The sequence below is a fragment of the Kitasatospora sp. NPDC090308 genome, from assembly GCF_044769485.1.
Classification (GTDB): Bacteria; Actinomycetota; Actinomycetes; order Streptomycetales; family Streptomycetaceae; genus Kitasatospora; species Kitasatospora fiedleri.
This window is the reverse complement of record NZ_JBIVXY010000001.1, coordinates 621036-638532: the sequence shown is the minus strand read 5'-3', so window position 1 is coordinate 638532 and position 17497 is coordinate 621036. Positions and strand designations below refer to the sequence as shown.

13 protein-coding genes are annotated in these 17497 nt (G+C 77.0%); 5 read left to right on the top strand and 8 right to left on the bottom strand.

The window, feature by feature from the left end; genetic code table 11:
• Positions 1-405: 405 nt before the first annotated feature.
• The 5 genes from ACIQVD_RS02730 to ACIQVD_RS02710 all read right to left on the bottom strand — a co-directional run bounded on the left by ACIQVD_RS02730 (position 406) and on the right by ACIQVD_RS02710 (position 6468).
• Entirely contained in the window at positions 406-1326 is a 921-nt protein-coding gene (locus ACIQVD_RS02730) for a hypothetical protein (protein ID WP_402285511.1), read from the bottom strand.
• A 258-nt stretch (positions 1327-1584) separates the two neighbouring features.
• Complete coding sequence (locus tag ACIQVD_RS02725) at positions 1585-2511, bottom strand: N-acetylmuramoyl-L-alanine amidase (RefSeq protein ID WP_400687026.1); 927 nt, start codon at positions 2509-2511, stop codon at positions 1585-1587.
• A gap of 139 nt (positions 2512-2650) precedes the next feature.
• Positions 2651-4048 (bottom strand): hypothetical protein, encoded by a 1398-nt coding sequence (locus ACIQVD_RS02720; RefSeq protein WP_402285508.1) that lies wholly within the window; start codon positions 4046-4048, stop codon positions 2651-2653.
• 313 nt (positions 4049-4361) lie between these two features.
• Complete coding sequence (locus tag ACIQVD_RS02715) at positions 4362-5021, bottom strand: class I SAM-dependent methyltransferase (RefSeq protein WP_400686792.1); 660 nt, start codon at positions 5019-5021, stop codon at positions 4362-4364.
• A 70-nt stretch (positions 5022-5091) separates the two neighbouring features.
• Positions 5092-6468: a M48 family metalloprotease gene (locus tag ACIQVD_RS02710; protein WP_402285506.1), complete on the bottom strand. Its 1377-nt coding sequence runs from the start codon at positions 6466-6468 to the stop codon at positions 5092-5094.
• 154 nt (positions 6469-6622) lie between these two features.
• Here ACIQVD_RS02710 and ACIQVD_RS02705 point away from each other — a divergent pair, with 154 nt between their 5' ends.
• Positions 6623-7702 (top strand): alcohol dehydrogenase catalytic domain-containing protein, encoded by a 1080-nt coding sequence (locus ACIQVD_RS02705; RefSeq protein ID WP_402285503.1) that lies wholly within the window; start codon positions 6623-6625, stop codon positions 7700-7702.
• Positions 7703-7819: 117 nt separating this feature from the next.
• On the opposite strand, the gene ACIQVD_RS02700 is transcribed toward ACIQVD_RS02705, so the two are convergent.
• Together ACIQVD_RS02700 and ACIQVD_RS02695 are read right to left on the bottom strand one after the other, a co-directional pair.
• On the bottom strand, positions 7820-7972 hold the full coding sequence (locus ACIQVD_RS02700; RefSeq protein ID WP_400686798.1) for a hypothetical protein: 153 nt from the start codon (positions 7970-7972) through the stop codon (positions 7820-7822).
• Positions 7973-8223: 251 nt separating this feature from the next.
• The gene (locus ACIQVD_RS02695; protein ID WP_402285501.1) at positions 8224-10197 is read right to left on the bottom strand and encodes an alpha/beta hydrolase family protein; all 1974 of its coding nucleotides are present in this window, start codon (positions 10195-10197) and stop codon (positions 8224-8226) included.
• 1970 nt (positions 10198-12167) lie between these two features.
• Here ACIQVD_RS02695 and ACIQVD_RS02690 point away from each other — a divergent pair.
• Genes ACIQVD_RS02690 through ACIQVD_RS02680 form a run of 3 tightly spaced genes read left to right on the top strand, consistent with a single transcriptional unit; the run spans position 12168 to position 14989 of the window.
• A complete protein-coding gene (locus ACIQVD_RS02690; RefSeq protein ID WP_400686802.1) occupies positions 12168-13004 on the top strand; it encodes a Nif3-like dinuclear metal center hexameric protein in 837 nt (278 codons plus the stop codon).
• A gap of 37 nt (positions 13005-13041) precedes the next feature.
• Entirely contained in the window at positions 13042-13785 is a 744-nt protein-coding gene (locus ACIQVD_RS02685) for a zinc ribbon domain-containing protein (RefSeq protein ID WP_402285498.1), read from the top strand.
• Positions 13786-13789: 4 nt separating this feature from the next.
• Positions 13790-14989 carry a bifunctional RNase H/acid phosphatase gene (locus tag ACIQVD_RS02680; protein WP_402285496.1) on the top strand — a complete coding sequence of 400 codons (1200 nt, stop codon included), beginning with the start codon at positions 13790-13792 and terminating at the stop codon, positions 14987-14989.
• Between the two features lie 72 nt (positions 14990-15061).
• Here the strand turns inward: ACIQVD_RS02680 and yaaA are convergent, their stop codons facing one another.
• Positions 15062-15859 carry a peroxide stress protein YaaA gene (yaaA, locus tag ACIQVD_RS02675; protein WP_402285494.1) on the bottom strand — a complete coding sequence of 266 codons (798 nt, stop codon included), beginning with the start codon at positions 15857-15859 and terminating at the stop codon, positions 15062-15064.
• 168 nt (positions 15860-16027) lie between these two features.
• Between yaaA and ACIQVD_RS02670 the strand changes: the two genes are divergently transcribed.
• A complete protein-coding gene (locus ACIQVD_RS02670; protein WP_400686810.1) occupies positions 16028-17482 on the top strand; it encodes an RNB domain-containing ribonuclease in 1455 nt (484 codons plus the stop codon).
• Positions 17483-17497: the final 15 nt, after the last annotated feature.

Sequence of the window (17497 nt, the reverse complement as noted above, 5' to 3'; positions counted from 1 at the left end):
TGCTGCGGGGGTCCGCCCGGGGAGGGGGTTCTCTCCTGGGGCGGACTTTCGGCGTTGGTGTCTTCCGCTGCGCGCGGTTCCTCGCGCCCCTGGTGGGTGGGGGAGGGGGGCCGTCCGGCGGGGGTCTGTTCGACGGGTGCGCGTGCTGCGGGGGTCCGCCCGGGGAGGGGGTTCTCTCCTGGGGCGGACTTTCGGCGTTGGTGTCTTCCGCTGCGCGCGGTTCCTCGCGCCCCTGGTGTGTTCTCCGCGCCCTCGGTGTGTTCTCCGCGCGCTCGGTGTGTTCCCCGCGTCCTCGGTGTGTTCCCCGTGCCCCTGGTGTGGGGGCGGGGGTCATGGCGAAGGTCCGCCCGGGGGAGGGGGTTCCCTCCTGGGGCGGACCTTCGGTGATGGGGGGGTGCTTCGTGGTCAGCCGCGCTGGATGCCGCTGGTGTCGTTCAGGACGCCGTGGGTGCCGTCCGGCAGTTGGGCGACCAGGGCGGCGCCGCGCTGGTCGACGGCCAGGTACCAGGTGCCGGGGACGAGTTCGCCGACCGGCGGGGCGGCCGGGTTGTCCTTGTTGCCGAGCTGGCGCACCGCCGGGACGGCGAACCAGAACGGGGCGAACGGGGCGGCGGCCTGCGCCGGGACGTGGTCCTGCACGGCCGGCTGCACCGCGGTGGGCAGCGGGGCGACGGCCTGCGCGGCGGCCGACGGGGCCGGGGCCTGCTGCTGGGCGGCCTGCGGGTAGCCGTAGCCGCCCGGGGCCGACTGCTGCTGGCCCTGGCCGAACGGCTGCTGCTGCTGGCCGGCGCCGCCCTGCTCGGGCTGCGGCTGGCCGGGGAACGGCTGCTGCTGCTGGGCGCCCGGGTACCCGTAGGCGCCGGGAGCGCCCTGCTGCTGGGCGCCGTAGGGCGGGAACTGCTGCTGCTGGGCGGCGCCCGGCGCGGCCGGGCCGGCCAGCGGGGCCTGCAGGGCGGGCAGCGCCGGGGCGGCGATCACGGCGCCGGCCATCACGAGCAGCGCGATCAGGGCGAGCCAGGAGCCCGCGCCGTTCTTCAGCCCGTCCGGGCCGCCGATCAGGGACCACAGGATGCCCCACAGGGCGATCACGATCGCCGCGGTGCCCCACTGGTCGAGGCGCAGCCCGATGATCTCCTTGTTGCCCAGCGTCGCCTTCTGGAAGCGGAAGAGCAGGATCAGCACGGCACCGATGATGCCGAGCAGGAAGACCGACTGGAGCGCGGGGAAGAAGGACGCGTCCCAGGCGTTGAACTGGCTCTTCTCGCAGTAGATACCGCCGTCGCAGTCGACGCCTCGGTACTTCAGGAAGGACGAGATCAGGAGCAATACGGCCGCACCGGCGACGGCGGCGTCTCCCCTGGTGAGAGCGCGCAGATTCACTGACGTTCCCCTCATTGGTGTAGTCGTGGTCGGCGGCGGTTGACCGGGCCCCCGTGGTACCGGGACGGTACGACGGGGCAAAAGCCTAGAGCCAACGCGACGCCGCGTGCACAGCGCCCTCCGGATCCGCACCGAATCGGTACGGAACGGGGGCGCCGGAAAACGGGTTGGCGCGGGGGTCGGGCGGGGGGTGCGCGCGGTGGCTCACCCGGTGAGATAGCTGGTCAGGGCGTCGGCGAGGGCCTGCGCGGCGAGCTGGCGCCACTGCGGGTCGGTCATCCGTCCGGCATCGCCGGAGTTGCGCATGTTGCCGCACTCGATGAAGACCTTCGGTACCTTCGACAGGTTGAGTCCACCGAGGTCGGTGCGGGTGTCCAGGCCCTGCTTGCCGAGGTAGTTCGAGTACGGCTCGCCGGTGCCCGCCCGGAAGGCGTCGCGCAGCAGCACGCCCAGCCGGTGCGAGGGCTCGACGATCGGGGAGGTGTCGGCGGCCCCGTCGACCACCCGGCCGGGCAGGATCACGTGGAAGCCGGTGCCGGAGGCCGGCGCGCCGTCCGCGTGCACCGAGACCGCCGCGTCCGCCTTCGCCTCGTTGCCGATCCCGGCGCGTTCGTCGACGCACGGGCCCCAGGGGCGCTCGCCGTCCTGGGTGAGCACCACCTTCGCGCCCCGGTCCTGCAGGATCTGCCGGGCCCGGTGCACCACGTCCAGGGTGAACTCCGCCTCCGGGTACCCGGCGTCGGTCTCGGTGCCGGTGGTGTCGCACTCCTTGCGGCTGTTGCCGATGTCCACCTTGCGGTTGATCTCGGTGGGGTGCTTGGCGTTGCCCGGGTTGTGCCCCGGGTCGAGCAGCACGGTCCGGCCGGTCAGCGGCCGGTCCGGGCCGCTCGCGGAGGCCGCCGGGGACGGGGAGGGGGCCGGGGACGGGTCCGCCGGGGCCGCCTGGTCCGCCGCCGCGGGCCGCTCGGACGCGCCGCCGTCCCCGTCGGTCGGTCCGGCGGCGGCCCGGTCGTTCGCCGCGCCGCCCGCCCGGCCGTCCGGCGAGTGCGCGGCGGCGGCGGACGCGGAGACGTCCCGGGAACTGTTGGCCACGGCCTGCCAGCCCAGCCAGCCGATCAGGCAGACCGGCAGCACCACGGCCGCCGCCTTCGCGGCCGGCCGCCAGCGGGCGGCGCGGCCCGCCGGTGCGGAGCCCGCGCCGTACGGGTCGTACGGCTCCTGCTCGCCGGGGTCGTCGTGGTGCGGGGTGGTACGGCCAGTCACGTGTTCCTCAGATCCTGTCCCCGGTACGGGTGGTCAGCCCGTACGCCTGGGCGATCGGTTTCCACTTCGCGGCGAAGTCCTGCTTGGCCTGGGTGGCTTTCGGGTTGAGGTCGTTGGCGCGGGCCAGGTCCGCCGTGCTGGGCACCTGGTTGTTGGCGCAGCCCTTGTCGGAGACGGTGCGGGCCCAGGCGGCGTACGCCCGGTCGATGTCCGCCGAGGTCTGCCAGGCGGTCTTCAGCGAGGCCACCGCCGCGTCGCCCCCCGGCAGGCCGTCGGTCTTCAGGGCGGCCAGCTTGGCCAGCAGCGCGTCGCGCTGCTCGGCACCCGTGTCGAACACCTTCGCGGCGCTGTCGACCTCCGCCTTCGCCGGGCAGCTGCGCACCTTCGCCACCGCGTTGCCGATCGGGGCCTTCGCCTCCTCGCCCTCGCTCAGCAGCGCGTCCAGCGCCTGCGCCTGGGCCTGCGCCTGCGGGCCCGCCGACGGCGAACCGGAGGCGGACGCCGACGCGGACGCCTCGGCGGACGCGGAGGGCGAGCCGCCCTGGCCGCCGCCCGTTCCCGTGCCGCCCGGACTCGGCTGCACGACGGGCGAATTGCTGTCCGCCGCGGACGGGCTCCCGGACGAGTCGCTGTTCTGCACCGCCCACACCACGGCCGCGCCGATCAGCAGCACCAGCATCGCGGCCGCGCCGACCAGCAGCGGGGTGCGGCGGCGGCGCGGGTCCTCCTCGTGGTCGAACTCCGGTTGCTGGTAGCCGCCGTAGCCGCCCGGGCCGGTGCCGAACTGCTGCGGGGGCTGGCCGCCGAAGGGCTGGTTCCCGCCGTAGGACGGGCCGCCGGTGGGCGGAGTGAAGCCGGGCCGGCCGTCGAAGCCCGGCTGCGGCGGGAACGGCGGCTGCTGCTGTGGCTGTTGCGGGGGCAGCTGCTGGGTGGGCTGGTCGCCGAAGCCCTGGTCGCCGAAGCCCTGGCCACCGAAGCTCTGGCCGCCGCCGTAGGACGGGCCGTCGGCGGGGGGCGGGGTGAAGCCGGGCCGGCCGTCGAAGCCCGGCTGCGGCGGGAACGGCGGCTGCTGCTGTGGCTGTTGCGGGGGCTGCGCCGGGCCGGGCGGGAACGGCTGCGGCCGCTGCGGTGTGGCCGCGGGCGTCCGGGCCTGCGGGAACGACGGCTGCGACTGCTGAGACGGCTGCTGCTGGGCCGGAGGCTGCTGCGGCTGCTGGGCGGCGGGCGGGGGGACGGGCGCGGCCGGGGCGACCGGGCCGTCCGGGATCGGCGGCAGCGGGATCGCGGTGGTGGGCGGGCCCGCCGCGGCCGGGGCGTCCGCCACCGGGCGGCGGACCCAGCCGCCCGCGCCGTTGTTCGCGGTCGGGTCCCAGACCGCCCTCGCGGTACCGCCCTGTTCCGTCATGCCCTGCCCTCGCCCCCAACTGAACCGGTCCGGCACCGGTGGCCGGTGCCGTGCTCCGAAACGGGCCGCTCCCCGAACGGGCCGTCCGTCGTCTGCCGCCGACACCGTACCGGCCGCCGGTGCGACTGGTCACGGCGGATCGGCAACGCGTCGCGGTGGGGACGACGCGGCAGCGGCGGCGATCGTTCCCGCCCCGGGCCGGGAATCCCGGACCGGAACCGAGCCGCAATCGAGCCGCGACGGTGCCGGAACCGAGCCGGAACCGAGCCGGAACCGAGCCGCGACGGGGCCGGGCCCGCCCGGCGGGGCGGTCTCAGCCGGCCGTCGCGGCCGGGCGGCGCAGCACCCGCAGCGAACCCGTCACCGACAGCTCCTCGAAGCCCTCCGCGAGCGCCCGCAGGTACACCCGGTAGGGGGCCTGGCCGCCGTCCGCCGGGTCGGGGAACACGTCGTGCACCACCAGCAGGCCGTCCGCGGCGAGGTGCGGCACCCAGCCCTCGTAGTCGCCGGTGGCGTGCTCGTCGGTGTGGCCGCCGTCCACGAACACCAGGCCCAGCGGGCCCCGCCAGACCGCCGCGACCTGCGGCGACCGGCCGACCAGGGCGATCACGTGCTGTTCCAGTCCGGCCGCGTGCAGGGTGCGGCGGAAGCGCGGCAGGGTGTCCATCAGGCCGACCTCCGGGTCGACCAGCGACGGGTCGTGGTACTCCCAGCCCGGCTGCTGCTCCTCCGAGCCGCGGTGGTGGTCGACGGTCAGCGCGACCGTCCCGGCCCGGCGGGCGGCGTCCGCCAGCAGGACCGCCGAACGCCCGCAGTACGTGCCGATCTCCAGCAGCGGCAGCCCGGTGCGCCCGGCCGCGTCGAGCGCCGCCGCGTACAGCGCCAGCCCCTCGTCCTCCGGCATGAAGCCGGTGGCGGCCCGGAACGCCGCCAGGACCTGCGCGGACGGGACGGCGGGGGTCGGGTCGGTCATCGGGGGCTCCTGCCGGACGGGGGTGGCTGACCAGGACCCTACTGGATGGTAGGGACCGTCCCGGCGACGGTCAGAGCAGCTCGGCGGCGACCCGGGCCCGGCTCGGGGCCAGCTCGGCCTCGATCGCGGCGGCCCGCCCGGCGTCCAGCACCAGCGGCGGCCGGTCGACCGCCGGGGCGGCCGTGGCCAGCATCCGCAGCCGCAGGTAGGTCGGCGGGTGCGAGGAGTCGGTCGCCGTCACCTCCCGCTCGGACAGCCGTACCCGGCGCTCCACCTCGGTGGCCGGGACCGACCGCGCCGCCTCCGCCAGCGCCGTCCACAGGTCGGCCACCGGGGCGGCCGACCGCCCGGCCCGGCCACCGGCCCGACCGCCCGCCCGGGGCAGGGCGCGCTGCCGGACCAGCACCGTCTCCAGCGTCTGCGCGTTGAACAGCGCCGTGAGCACGCCCTGCGCGTCCCGGGCCGAGGCGAGCCGCGCCCCCATCAGATCGGCCCGGTACTCCGCGGCCTGCCCGCTGCGCAGGTGCAGCCGGTGCATCAGCCCGGCCAGTGCCCGGACCCCCAGGTTGACCGCGCCCAGCAGCAGCTTGGCGGCGGCCGAGGCGACCGCCGTCAGCGGGTGGGAGTTCACCTCGTGGTCGCGCGACGGAACGGTGAGCCGGTACCACTCGACCAGCGCGTTGAGGGCGGAACCCGTCCACAGCCCGCGCCGGGTGTCCCCGTTGACGCCGTGCCCGATCTCGTGCCCGAGCATCGCGACCCGCTCCTGCCGCCCCAGCACCGTCCACAGCGGCAGGCCGATCCGCAACTGCCGGTGCCGGCGCAGGCCGTACGTGCCGAAGGCGGCGTTGAACTCGTCGGTCACCGCGATCGAGTCCACCCGCGGCGCGCCCAGCTCCGCCGAGACCCGGTCCACCAGTTCGTACAGCACCGGCGCGTCCGCGCGCGCCAGCACCCCGGTGCGCTCCGGCCGCCCCAGCCGCGGACGCAGCAGGACCGCCACCGCCAGCGCGACCGCGCCCAGCACCCGCAGCGGCCAACTCGCCACCGGCCACCCGGCCAGCAGCGCCACCCCCGTCAGCAGCACCGCCAGCGACACCAGGTGCACCGCCCCGGCGAGCAGGAACGCGCCCACCGACGCGCCGTGCCGCAGGCCGGAGCCGCCCGCCGCGACCAGCCGGAACACCTGCTCGGCCCGCTCCCTGGCGTCCTGGCGGCGGCGCTCCGTGCGGCGCGCCTCCCGGGCGGCGCGGCGCACGGAGCGCCCCGTCCGGGCCCCGGTGGGCGGGACGGGCGGCAGCAGGTTCCACTCGCAGGCCGGGCACCAGGCGGGGAAGCGCTCGTGCACGGCCACCGGCGCCCCGCACGCGGGACACCGCTCGGTGGCGGGCGCGGGGACGGGTGCGGGCGCGGGGACGGGTGCGGCGGGGGGTTCGATGACGGACACGGCGGCGGATCCTGCCACACCCGGCTGACCGGGGGAAGTCGCTTTCCGCCCGCCCCGGACGGCGGCCGATGCGCTATACAGGGGACGGCCCGCGGCAGAACGCGTTCCACCCAAGCGCCGCCGACGCGCGGCGGCCGACCCCCGGGAGCAGCCCGTGCGCGCAGCGATCCTGCAGCAGACCGGACAGGACACCCTGGACGTCCGCGACGACGTCGAAGCGGTCGGTTTCGGCCCCGGCCGGGTCCGGGTCCGGATCCGGGCCGCCAGCCTCTGCCACTCCGACCTGTCCGCGATGGCCGGCGTCCTGCCGCAGCCCGCCCCGTTCGTGCCCGGCCACGAGGGCGCCGGGGAGGTGGTCGAGGTCGGCGAGGGCGTCAGCGGCCTCGCCCCCGGCGACCGGGTGGTGCTCTGCTGGATGCCCCCGTGCGGCCGGTGCCCCGCCTGCCGGGGCGGTCGCAGCCACCTGTGCGTCGCCTCGCTCCGGCGGCTCTCCACCCCGGGCTTCCGGATCGGCGGCGGCACCGACGCGTACGGCTTCTACAGCACCGGCGCCTTCGCCGAGGAACTGGTCGTCGCCGCCGACAGCCTGATCCCCGTCCCCGCCGACCTGCCGTACGAACTCGCCGCCCTGATCGGCTGCGGCGTCACCACCGGCCTCGGCGCGGTCGTCAACACCGCGCGGGTGGAGGCCGGTTCGACGGTCGCGGTGATCGGCGCGGGCGGCGTCGGCATCGCCGCCGTCCAGGCCGCCCGGATCAGCGGGGCCGCCCGGATCACCGTGGTCGACCCGGTCGCCTCCCGCCGCGAACGGGCCCTCGGCTTCGGCGCCACCGAGGCACTCGCCCCCGAGGAGCTCAAGGCCGCCGCCCGCGCGCTGCCCGCCGGCGGCTACGACCACGTCTTCGAGGCGGTCGGCCGCGCCGCCACCGTCCGGGCCGGGTACGACGCGGCCCGCCGCGGCGGCGCGGTCGTGGTGATCGGCGCCGGCGCCCAGGACGACAGGGTCTCGTTCAGCATGGGCGAGCTCTTCTTCAACGAGAAGCGCCTGCTGCCCTCGCTGTACGGCGGCGGTGACGTCCGCCGCACCGTCGACCTGGCCGTCACCCTCTGGCGGGCCGGACGGCTCGACCTGGCCGGCATGATCACCCACCGCCTCCCGCTGGCCCGGGTCAACGAGGCGATCGCCCAGATGCGGGCCGGCGAGGCCCTGCGCACCGTCCTGCTGACGGACTGACCGCCCGCGCTCCCGTCCGTCCGGCCGTCGAACGGCCGACGCCCCCGGTTCCCGTCAGGACGGTGACGGGAACCGGGGGCGTCGACGGTGCGGTGTGGTCTCTCCTGCGGCCGACCGTCAGCGGCGGTGGCGGCCGTGCGGGGCCGCCTCCGGGGCGTCGTCGCTGGCGGTGCCGCCCCGGTGCCGACCGTGCGCCCCGCCGTCGGCGGTCTGGTCGGCGCCCGGTGCGCGGTGGTCGTGCTCGGTGCTGTCGTCGAAGGACTCGGACATCAGGTCAGTCTTCTCCGTGCGGGGATCGCGGTCTGCGGTCTCGACGCTGCCGACGGAATCCGGGCAGCGGACAACCGGCCGCCCTCGGGCCCGTCCGGGGCCACGGCAACGGCCGAATCGGATAGGGAGCCTACCGAAACACCCCGCCGCCGTGCGGAGAACCTCCGACGGACCGCGAAATCGGAGCGCCCGGGACGGAGGAGTGAGGACGAGGGACGGGGAGGGTGACGGCGACGGCGGCGGGGGCGGCGTCAGGCCGGGCGGCCGGTGCGCAGGAAGACCGCCAGCAGCTCGTGCAGGACGGCCGAGCCCTCCTCGGCGAGCAGCTCGTGCCCGGCCCCGGCCGCCTCCACGTAGCGGAAGTCGGCGCCCTCCAGCCGCCCCAGCCGCAGCAGTTCGCGGCGCAGCAGCCGGGACTGCCCGACCGGCACCACCTCGTCCCGGTCGCCGTGCACCACCAGCAGCGGCGCGGGCAGCAGGTGGGCCACCCGCAGGACGTCGCGCGGACCCCGGGCGTCCTCGACGTCGAGGTCGCCGCCGAGCCGGGCGGTCAGCGCCCGGACGGGCGCGCCGGCCTCGGCCAGCAGGTGGCGGCCGGAGAGGAACGGGGCCACCACCGCGCAGCGGGCCACCGACCCCGCCGGGGCGTGCGCCGTCGCCAGCAGTGCCAGGAACGCGCCGTAGCTCACCCCGAACAGGGCCGGCGGCTCCAGGCCCAGCGCCGCCCGCTGCCCGGCGACGCGCTCCAGCAGGGCCAGCACGTCCTCCAGGTCCGGCCCGCCCCACGCGCCGTGGATCGCCGCCGCGTACTGCGGGCCGTACCCCGTCGAGCCGCGCTGGTTCGGGGCCAGCACCGCCAGGCCGTCCGCCGCCATCCGTTGCAGCGCCGGGTCGAACTCCAGCCGCCAGGCGTCCGCCGGGCCGCCGTGCAGGGCCAGCACCAGGTGGGGCGCGGACAGCCAGGACTCGCCGCCGTACACCACCGCCTCGATCGGACCGGCCGGGCCCGCCAGCTCCAGGCACTGCGCCGACCGCCACCGGCCGCCGTCCCCGGGCGGGGCCGACCCGTCCAGCCGCCAGCCCGCCCCTGCTGCCGTCGGCGCGGGCGCGTGCGTGTGCACCGGCGCTGTCGTCGGACCCGGACCCGCTTGCGGCGCACCGCCGTTGAGCGGGGCCAGCGTCAGTGGCAGCGCCATCGGGGCGCTCCCCGCGCGCGGCTCGGCGGCCAGCAGCGCCGCCACGTCCAGGGTGGCCAGCGCCGCCGGGCGGTCCGGCGCCGAGTACGGCATCCGCAGGCCCGCCGCCGACCAGTGCCCGACCCCGCCCAGCCGCCCCGGCGGCACCGGCAGCGGACGCAGCCGCTTCTCGCCCGCCCGCCACAGCACCAGCGCGGACGCCGCGCCGTGGTCCACCTGGAGCACCACCTGAGGCTCCGCGTCCGGTTGCCCCGGCCGCCCCGGTGCCGCGGCCACCGGCCGCAGCAGCCGATCCGGCCGGTGCAGGCAGTCCGGGAAGCGCACCGGCTCCGCGCCGCCGATCAGCCCCCAGCCGAGCCGGTCCCGGCCCGGGGCGTCGCTGCGCAGCATCCCGAGACCCGACGCCGGGTCGAACAGCACCAGCCGGTCGTTGCTGTCCTCGCCCAGCTCCAACAGCGGGGTGGTGACGCCCTGTTCGAGATCCAGCACGACCGTCCGCAACCGGCCCCCGGCCAGCCGGTCCAGGGCCAGCAGCCGCCCCGCCGCGTCCAGCCACACCCCGCCGCCGTGCACCCCCGGAAACTCCGCGACCGCCCGCGGCGCGGACCCGTCCGCGGCCAGCAGCCACACCGAGGTCGCGGGCCGGGCGTCCGTCCCCACCAGCACCGCGACCGGCCCCGCCCCGGACACCGCCGCCCCCGGCAACGCGAGCATCCGCAGCGCCGGCAACCGGACGTCCGCCAGCGGCACTTCCTCCGACTCCCCGGCCGCCAGCAGCACCACCACGTGCCCCTCCCCGGCAGGCCGACACACCAACACCCGGCCGTCCGACAGCGCCACCACCTGCGCACGCAGACCCTGGGCGAACGGCAACCCGGTCGGCACGGCGGGCCCGTCGTCAGGCAGCCGCCAACTCTCCACGTACCAGCCGCCGTCGGCCCCGGCCGCGAGGCACGCGGCGTGCGAGCCGTCGTGGGCGAAGGCGAAGGCGAAGCGTCGCAGCGCGAGGTGCGTGGTCTGCGTGCTCATCGGGGGCCTTTCGGCAGGGGTCCGGCGGGGTCGGTGGGCCCGGGCGGGACTCTCGGCCTTCCGGGAGGGGGGGAGGGGTGGGTGCCGGTCAGGGGCGGGCTGCCGTTCGGGGCCGTCGTGGGCGAGGGTGAAGTCGAACTGTCGCAGCGCGAGGTGCGTGGTCTGCGTGCTCATCGGGGGCCTTTCGGCAAGGGTCCGTCCGGCGCGGGCAGTGGTTCCGGGCGGGACTCTCGGCCTTTCGGGAGGGCGTGGGGGCGGGCTGCCGTTCGGGGCCGCCGTGGGCGAAGGCGAAGCCGGACTGTCGCGGCGCGGGATGCGTGCTCGTCGGGGGCCTCTCGGCAGCGGGCCGGCGGGGTCGGTCGCTCAGGGCGAGGCTCTCGGTCCTCCGGGAAGGAGCAGCGGCGGGTGCCGGTCAGGGTGGGCTGCGGTCCGGAGCGGCCCGGACGTGGTCGGGGGAGAGGTCACGCAGCGCGACGCCGCGCCGGTGGGCCCGTTCCAGCGGGGCGAGCAGGGCGGGCGTGAACGGCCCGGCCCCGGCCCGCGGCCACTCGGCCGGTTCGGGACCCGGTCGGCCGGAGCCCGAACGGACAGCCGGAGCCCGAACGGACAGTCGTTCCTGGACCGGGGCCGGTACGCCGGGCGGCCCGGCCGGGGGGTGGGCCCGGCGGACGAGGCCGCTGCCGGTGAGCCGGTCGAGCGGCGCGGCCCGTCGGCGCGGCTCGGTCGACCTCGACGTGTGCCCCCTCGGGGGAGCGCCGGTGGCCCGGCCGGGGGACGAGGCCGCTGCCGGGGCGCACCCCACCCTCGACGTCCGGTCCCGGTGGCCCTCCGGCGGGCCACCGCTGCGCCGGGCGCAGGTGTCCGGCCGTCGTCACCCACACCGCGTACGCCTTCGAAGCAGCCGCCGCGCCGGGTGCCGGGCCCGGGGCGGTGAGCGGTCCGGTCTGCCGCCGGTGGTCGATCCCGCCCCCTCGACGGGGTCGGCCACCCGGGGTGGTCGACGGTCGGGCAGGTGCTCGCCCGGGCCGCCGTCGCCGAGCATCGCGCCGCGGTGGTGCCCCGCCCGGCCGCCCGGCCGGTGGCGGCGGGCGGTGGAGGTCGCCGGTCCGGGAATTCCGGCGGTGGCCGGACGGATTTCCGCAGCGATCCGCCGGAATTGCCCGCGGTCACCGCCGCCGTCGCCGATCCAGGCAGTGCCGAATTCCCCGGACGATTTCCGCGCGCCGTCGTGCGCATTGTCGTCACGCGGAATTCCCCGGTCGGCGGCGGCCGAGGCGACCGCGCAGCGCACCTCGACCGCCGCCGGGGAGGCCGCGCCGACGTCCCACCCCCGACCCCACCTCCGACCCCGGCCACGGCCACGGGCCCGACCCCGGGGCTCGCGGCCGGGCGGCCGGACCGTGCGGCAGGGGCCCCCGGCCGCGACCGTCCGGTCGCCGCCGCCTCCCCGGGCCCTGCCGCCGGTCGCGGTCGCCCGTGCCACCTCCACCGACGTGCCGTCCACACCCGGCTCGTCGTCGACCGGACCCGGCCCCCCTGTCCTGCGCGGCGGTGTGTCCGCCCCCATCTGCTCCACACCCCTTCGCGGTGGACTCGACCGAACGGCCTGCGGAAGTCACGGGAGGCTCGGCGGCGCCCGCCGAATTCCTGGCGGAATTCCGGCCGGTCGCCTTTTTCGACCCCCCGGTCGAGCAACTCCCGTTCGCAGGACTAGAAGTTACTTTCGGGGCGGGTGTGACTCAACACCGGCCGGGTCACTTCACCCGTAAGGGTGATCGGGTGCGGTTTCCGCCTGCGCCCGGCCGGCCCGGTGCGCCCGGGGGGCGGCGGGCGGCGAACGGTTCGGGGGCGACGGGCCGCCCGCCGCGGCGCCCCGCCGCCCGGTTGACGCGCAGGTGTACGACGGCGGCGGCCGGTCCGCATCCGGGAGCGGGGCCGGGCCGGGCCGCGGCACGCGGTAGTCTCGACAGGTGCCGAAACTGTCCGACGTCATCGCCGTGCTCGAAGAGGTCTACCCGCCGCAGTGGGCGGAGTCCTGGGACGCGGTGGGCCTGGTCTGCGGCGATCCCGGGGCGGAGGTGCGCCGGGTGCTGTTCGCCGTCGACCCCGCGCAGGCCGTGGTGGACGAGGCCGTCGAGTGGGGCGCCGACCTGCTGGTCACCCACCACCCCCTCTACCTGCGCGGCACCACCACGGTCGCCGCGACCGGCGCCAAGGGCCGGGCCGTGCACACCCTGATCAAGCACGACGTCGCCCTGCACGTCGCGCACACCAACGCCGACCACGCCGCCCCCGGCGTCTCCGACGCCCTCGCCGAGGCCGTCGGGCTGAAGGTCACCGGCCCGCTGGTGGCCGACCCGACCGACCCGGCGGGCCGCCGCGGCAGCGGCCGGATCGGCGAGCTCCCGCAGCCGATGACGCTGGCCGCGTTCGCCGCGCAGGTCGCCGCCGGCCTGCCCGCCACCGCCGCGGGCGTCCGCGCCGCCGGCGACCCGGAGCGGCTGGTCCACCGGGTCGCGGTCTGCGGCGGCGCCGGCGACTCCTTCCTGGCCGAGGCTCGCCGGGCCGGCGTGGACGCGTACGTCACCGCCGACCTGCGGCACCACCCGGCCTCCGAGGCCGTCGAGGCGGCCCCGGTCGCGCTGGTCGACGCCGCGCACTGGGCCACCGAGTGGCCCTGGCTCGCCCTGGCCGCCCGCGAGCTCACCGACCGCGCCGACCGGCGCGGCTGGCCGCTGGAGACCCGCGTCTCCACCCGGGTCACCGACCCGTGGACGGCGCACGCGCCGATGCCGTACGCCCCCTGACCTTCCCCGCCGAACCAACTCAACAGGAGCCCGCCGCGTGAACGCCGCGCCCGCCGACCAGATCCGCCTGCTCGACCTGCAGGCCATCGACTCCCGCCTCGACCAGCTGGCCCACCGGCGCCGCACCCTGCCCGAGCACGCCGAGATCGACAAGGCCGCCGCCGACCACACCGCCCTCAAGGACCTGGTGGTCGCCGCCCAGGCCCAGCTCGGCGACACCACCCGCGAGCAGACCAAGGCCGAGGCGGACGTCGAGCAGGTCCGCTCCCGGGCCGCCCGCAACCAGCAGCGGATGGACTCCGGCGCGGTCACCTCCCCCCGGGACCTGGAGAACCTCCAGCACGAGAACGTCTCGCTGGCCAAGCGCCAGGGCGACCTGGAGGACATCGTCCTGGAGGTGATGGAGCGCCTGGAGTCCGCGCAGACCCGGGTCACCGAGCTGACCGCCCGCCTGGAGCACTCCTCCGTGGTGGTCGCCGAGGCCGAGGGCCGCCGGGACGCCGAGTTCGCCGAGATCGACGCCGAGGCCGACAAGGTCCGCCGCGACCGCGAGGCCGTCGCCAACGTCATCCCCGCCGACCTGATGAAGCTCTACCTGCGCCTGCGCGAGCAGCAGGGCGGCACCGGCGCGGCCCGCCTCTACCAGCGCCGCTGCGAGGGCTGCCGCACCGAGTTCTCGATCACCGAGTTCAACGCGATCAAGGCCGAGCCCGCCGACAAGGTGCTGCGCTGCGAGAACTGCGGCCGCATCCTGGTCCGCACCGGCGAGTCGGGCGTCTGACCCGGTGGCGGGCACCAGGTACGTCGTCGAGGCCGACGGCGGCTCCCGGGGCAACCCGGGGCCGGCCGGCTACGGCGCGGTGGTCCGGGACGCCGACACCGGGCGCATCCTGGTCGAGGCCGCCGAGTACATCGGCCGCGCCACCAACAACGTCGCCGAGTACCGGGGCCTGATCGCCGGGCTGCGGGCCGCCCGCGACCTCGACCCGGACGCCCGGGTCGAGGTCCGGATGGACTCCAAGCTGGTCGTCGAGCAGATGTCCGGGCGCTGGCAGGTCAAGCACCCCGACATGCGCCCGCTGGCCGCCGAGGCCCGCGCCGTCCTCCCGGCCGGGAACGTCACGTACGAGTGGATCCCGCGCGAGCGCAACAAGGACGCCGACCGGCTCGCCAACGAGGCGATGGACGCCGGGAAGCAGGGCCGCCGGTGGGAGCCCGCCCCCCGGGCCGCCGCACCCGTGCCCGCCGCACCCGCACCCGACGTGCCCGCGTCCGCCGTCGCGCCCGTGTCCACCGCGGCGGACGAACCGGTGCCCGCCGCGTCCGCCCCCCGGGCCGGCTGGGCCGGGCCCGCCGACCTCGGCACCCCCACCACCCTGGTGCTGCTGCGGCACGGCGAGACCCCGCTCACCCCGCTCAAGCGCTTCTCCGGCAGCACCGGCAGCGACCCGGGCCTGTCCGAGAAGGGCCGCTGGCAGGCCGAGCGCGCCGCCGACTCGCTGGCCGCCCGCGGCACCGTGCAGGCCGTGGTGGCCTCCCCGATGCTGCGCACCCGGCAGACCGCCGAGGCCACCGCCCGCCGGCTCGGCCTGGAGGTGCGGATCGAGGAGGACCTGCGCGAACTCGACTTCGGCGACTGGGAGGGGCTCACCTTCGCCGAGGTGGGGGAACGCCACCCCGCCGACCTCACCACCTGGCTGGGCTCGCCCGAGGCCGCGCCCACCGGCAGCGCCGAATCGCTCACCGCGCTGGCCGACCGGGTCGCCCGGGCCCGCGACCGGATCACCGCCCGGTACTCCGGGCAGACCGTGCTGGTGGTCTCGCACGTCAGCCCGATCAAGACCCTGGTCCGGCTGGCCCTGGGCGCCCCGCCGGACGCCGTGCACCGGATGGAGCTGTCCCCGGCCTCGCTCTGCGCCGTCCAGTACTACCGCGACGGCAACGCCTCGCTGCGGCTGCTCAACGACACCTCCCACCTGCGCTGACCGCCTGCGCTGACCACCGGCGGTGACCGCCTGCGCTGACCACCGGCGGTGCCCGGCCGCCGGGCCGGGACGTCAGTGGACGTCCGTCACCACCACGTCCAGCTGCCACGGCTTGCGCCCGGTGCCGCGCGCCGAGACCTCCACCCGGTAGCCCGACTGCTCCAGCGCGTCCACCAGTTCGCCGGGCGCGGCCGGTTCGTGGCCGGCCGCGAGCAGGTCGCGCACCAGCCGGCCCTTGGTGGCCTTGTTGAAGTGCGACACCACCGAGCGCCTCAGCACCCCGTCCACCTCGCGCTCCTGCAGCACCCGCACCGTCACCGTCCGGCCCGCCAGTTCCCCGGCGGGCTTCCACGCCGCCGCGTACGCCGAACTGCGCAGGTCCAGCACCAGCCCGTCCGCGACCTCCGGCAGCACCCCGTCCAGCACGCCCCGCCAGTACGGGCCGAGCGCGCCCAGCGGCGGCAGCCTGACGCCCATCGAGCAGCGGTAGGGCGGGATCCGGTCGCCGATCCGCACCGCCCCCCACAGCCCGGAGAACACCAGCAGCGAACGCTCGGCCCGGGCGTACGCGGCCTCGTCCAGCTTGGCCAGCCCCAGGTTGTCGAACAGCACCCCCGTGTACACCTCGCCCGCCGGACGCGCCCCCGCCGTGAGCAGACCCGCGTTCTTGCCGACCTCCCCGCGCAGCCCCTTGCTCAGCCCCAGCACCTCGGCGGCCCGCTCACCGTCCCCCGCGCACAGCTCCACCAGCGCGTCGAGCGCCCGCCGCCGGGCCCCGGTCAGCCCCGGCAGCGACAGCCCGCCCAACTCCACCGGCGCACCCGCCTCCGGCGCGGCCTTCCCCTCCGACGGCGGCAGCAGAACCAGCACGGCGATCCTCTTTCAACAAGCTGTGGCACCCGAACCCGACCACCCTAACGACCCGCCCACCCGCGCCCCGAATCCCGCCGCGCCCGCGCGGCCCCCGCCGCCAATCCCCGTGCGCCACAACCTGTTTCCGGTACGACTTTTGCGCCGCCACGCCTTACGCTGCTGAGCATGCCGCGCCGACACCTCAGCGTCCGGGCCGCCCAGACCGCCAGGATCAACACCGAACTCGCCGACCTCAGGACCCGTCTGGAGATCCGCACCGACTGGCCCCCGGAGGTGCTCGCCGAGGCCGACCGGGCGGCCTCGCTGCCCCGGCTGCCGGAGTTCGACGCCACCGACCTCGACCTGTTCACCCTCGACCCGCCGGACTCCCGCGACCTCGACCAGGCCATGCGGCTCTCCCGCCGGGGCAGCGGCTACCGGGTGCACTACGCGATCGCCGACGTCGGCGCGTACGTCACCCCCGGCGGGGCGATCGACACCGAGGCCGCGCACCGGGTCCAGACGCTGTACTTCCCGGACGGCAACGTGCCGCTGCACCCCGCCCGGCTCTCCGAGGGCGCGGCCAGCCTGCTGCCCGGCGAACTGCGCCCCGCCCTGCTCTGGCAGCTCGACCTGGACGCCGACGGCGAGCTGGTCCTCGCCGACCTGCGCCGGGCCCGGGTCCGCTCCCGCCGCCGGCTCGACTACGCGACCGTCCAGGACCGGATCGACGCCGGGACCGCCGACGAGCAACTCGCCCTGCTCGCCGAGGTCGGCACCCTGCGCGAGGCCCGGGAGCGGGACCGCGGCGGCGTCAGCCTGCCCATCCCCGAGCAGGAGGTGACGGCCGACGACGGCGGCTACCGGCTCGGCTACCGCGCCCCCCGCCCCGCCGACGGCTGGAACGCCCAGATCTCGCTGCTCACCGGCATGGCCGCCGCCGAGCTGATGCTGGACGCCGGGATCGGCCTGCTGCGCACCCTGCCCGCCGCCCCCGAACCCGCGTACGCCCGGCTGCGCCGCACCGCCGCCGCGCTCGGCGTCGACTGGCCGGAGGACCTGTCCTACCCGGCGCTGATCCGCTCCCTCGACCCGGCCCGCACCGCCGACGCCGCCTTCCTCAACGAGTGCACCGGCCTGCTGCGCGGCGCCGGCTACCGGGCCTTCGACACCGCCCGCGGCACCGCCCCGCCCGCCGACCCGGGCCACGCCGCGCTGGCCGCCCCGTACAGCCACTGCACCGCGCCGCTGCGGCGGCTCGGCGACCGGTACGCGCTGGAGGTCTGCCTGGCGGTGGCGGGCGGCACCGACGTGCCCGGCTGGGTGCGCGACACCCTGCCGCTGGTGCCGGGGCTGATGGAGAGCGGCGACCGGCGGGCCCACGAGGTGGAGCGGGCCTGCGTGGACCTGGTGGAGGCCGAGCTGCTGCGCGGCCGGGAGGGCGAGGAGTTCGAGGCGGTGGTGGTCGACGTGGACGAGCGGCACCCCGCCGTGGGCACCGTGCAGCTGCGCGACCCGGCGGTGGTCGCCAAGTGCGACGCCGCCGACCGGCTGCCGCTGGGCCACCGGGTCACCGTCCGGCTCACCCTGGCCGACCCGGTCACCCGCACGGTGCGCTTCGCGCTGGCGGCCGACGGGTAGCCCCGGGTCCGGGTG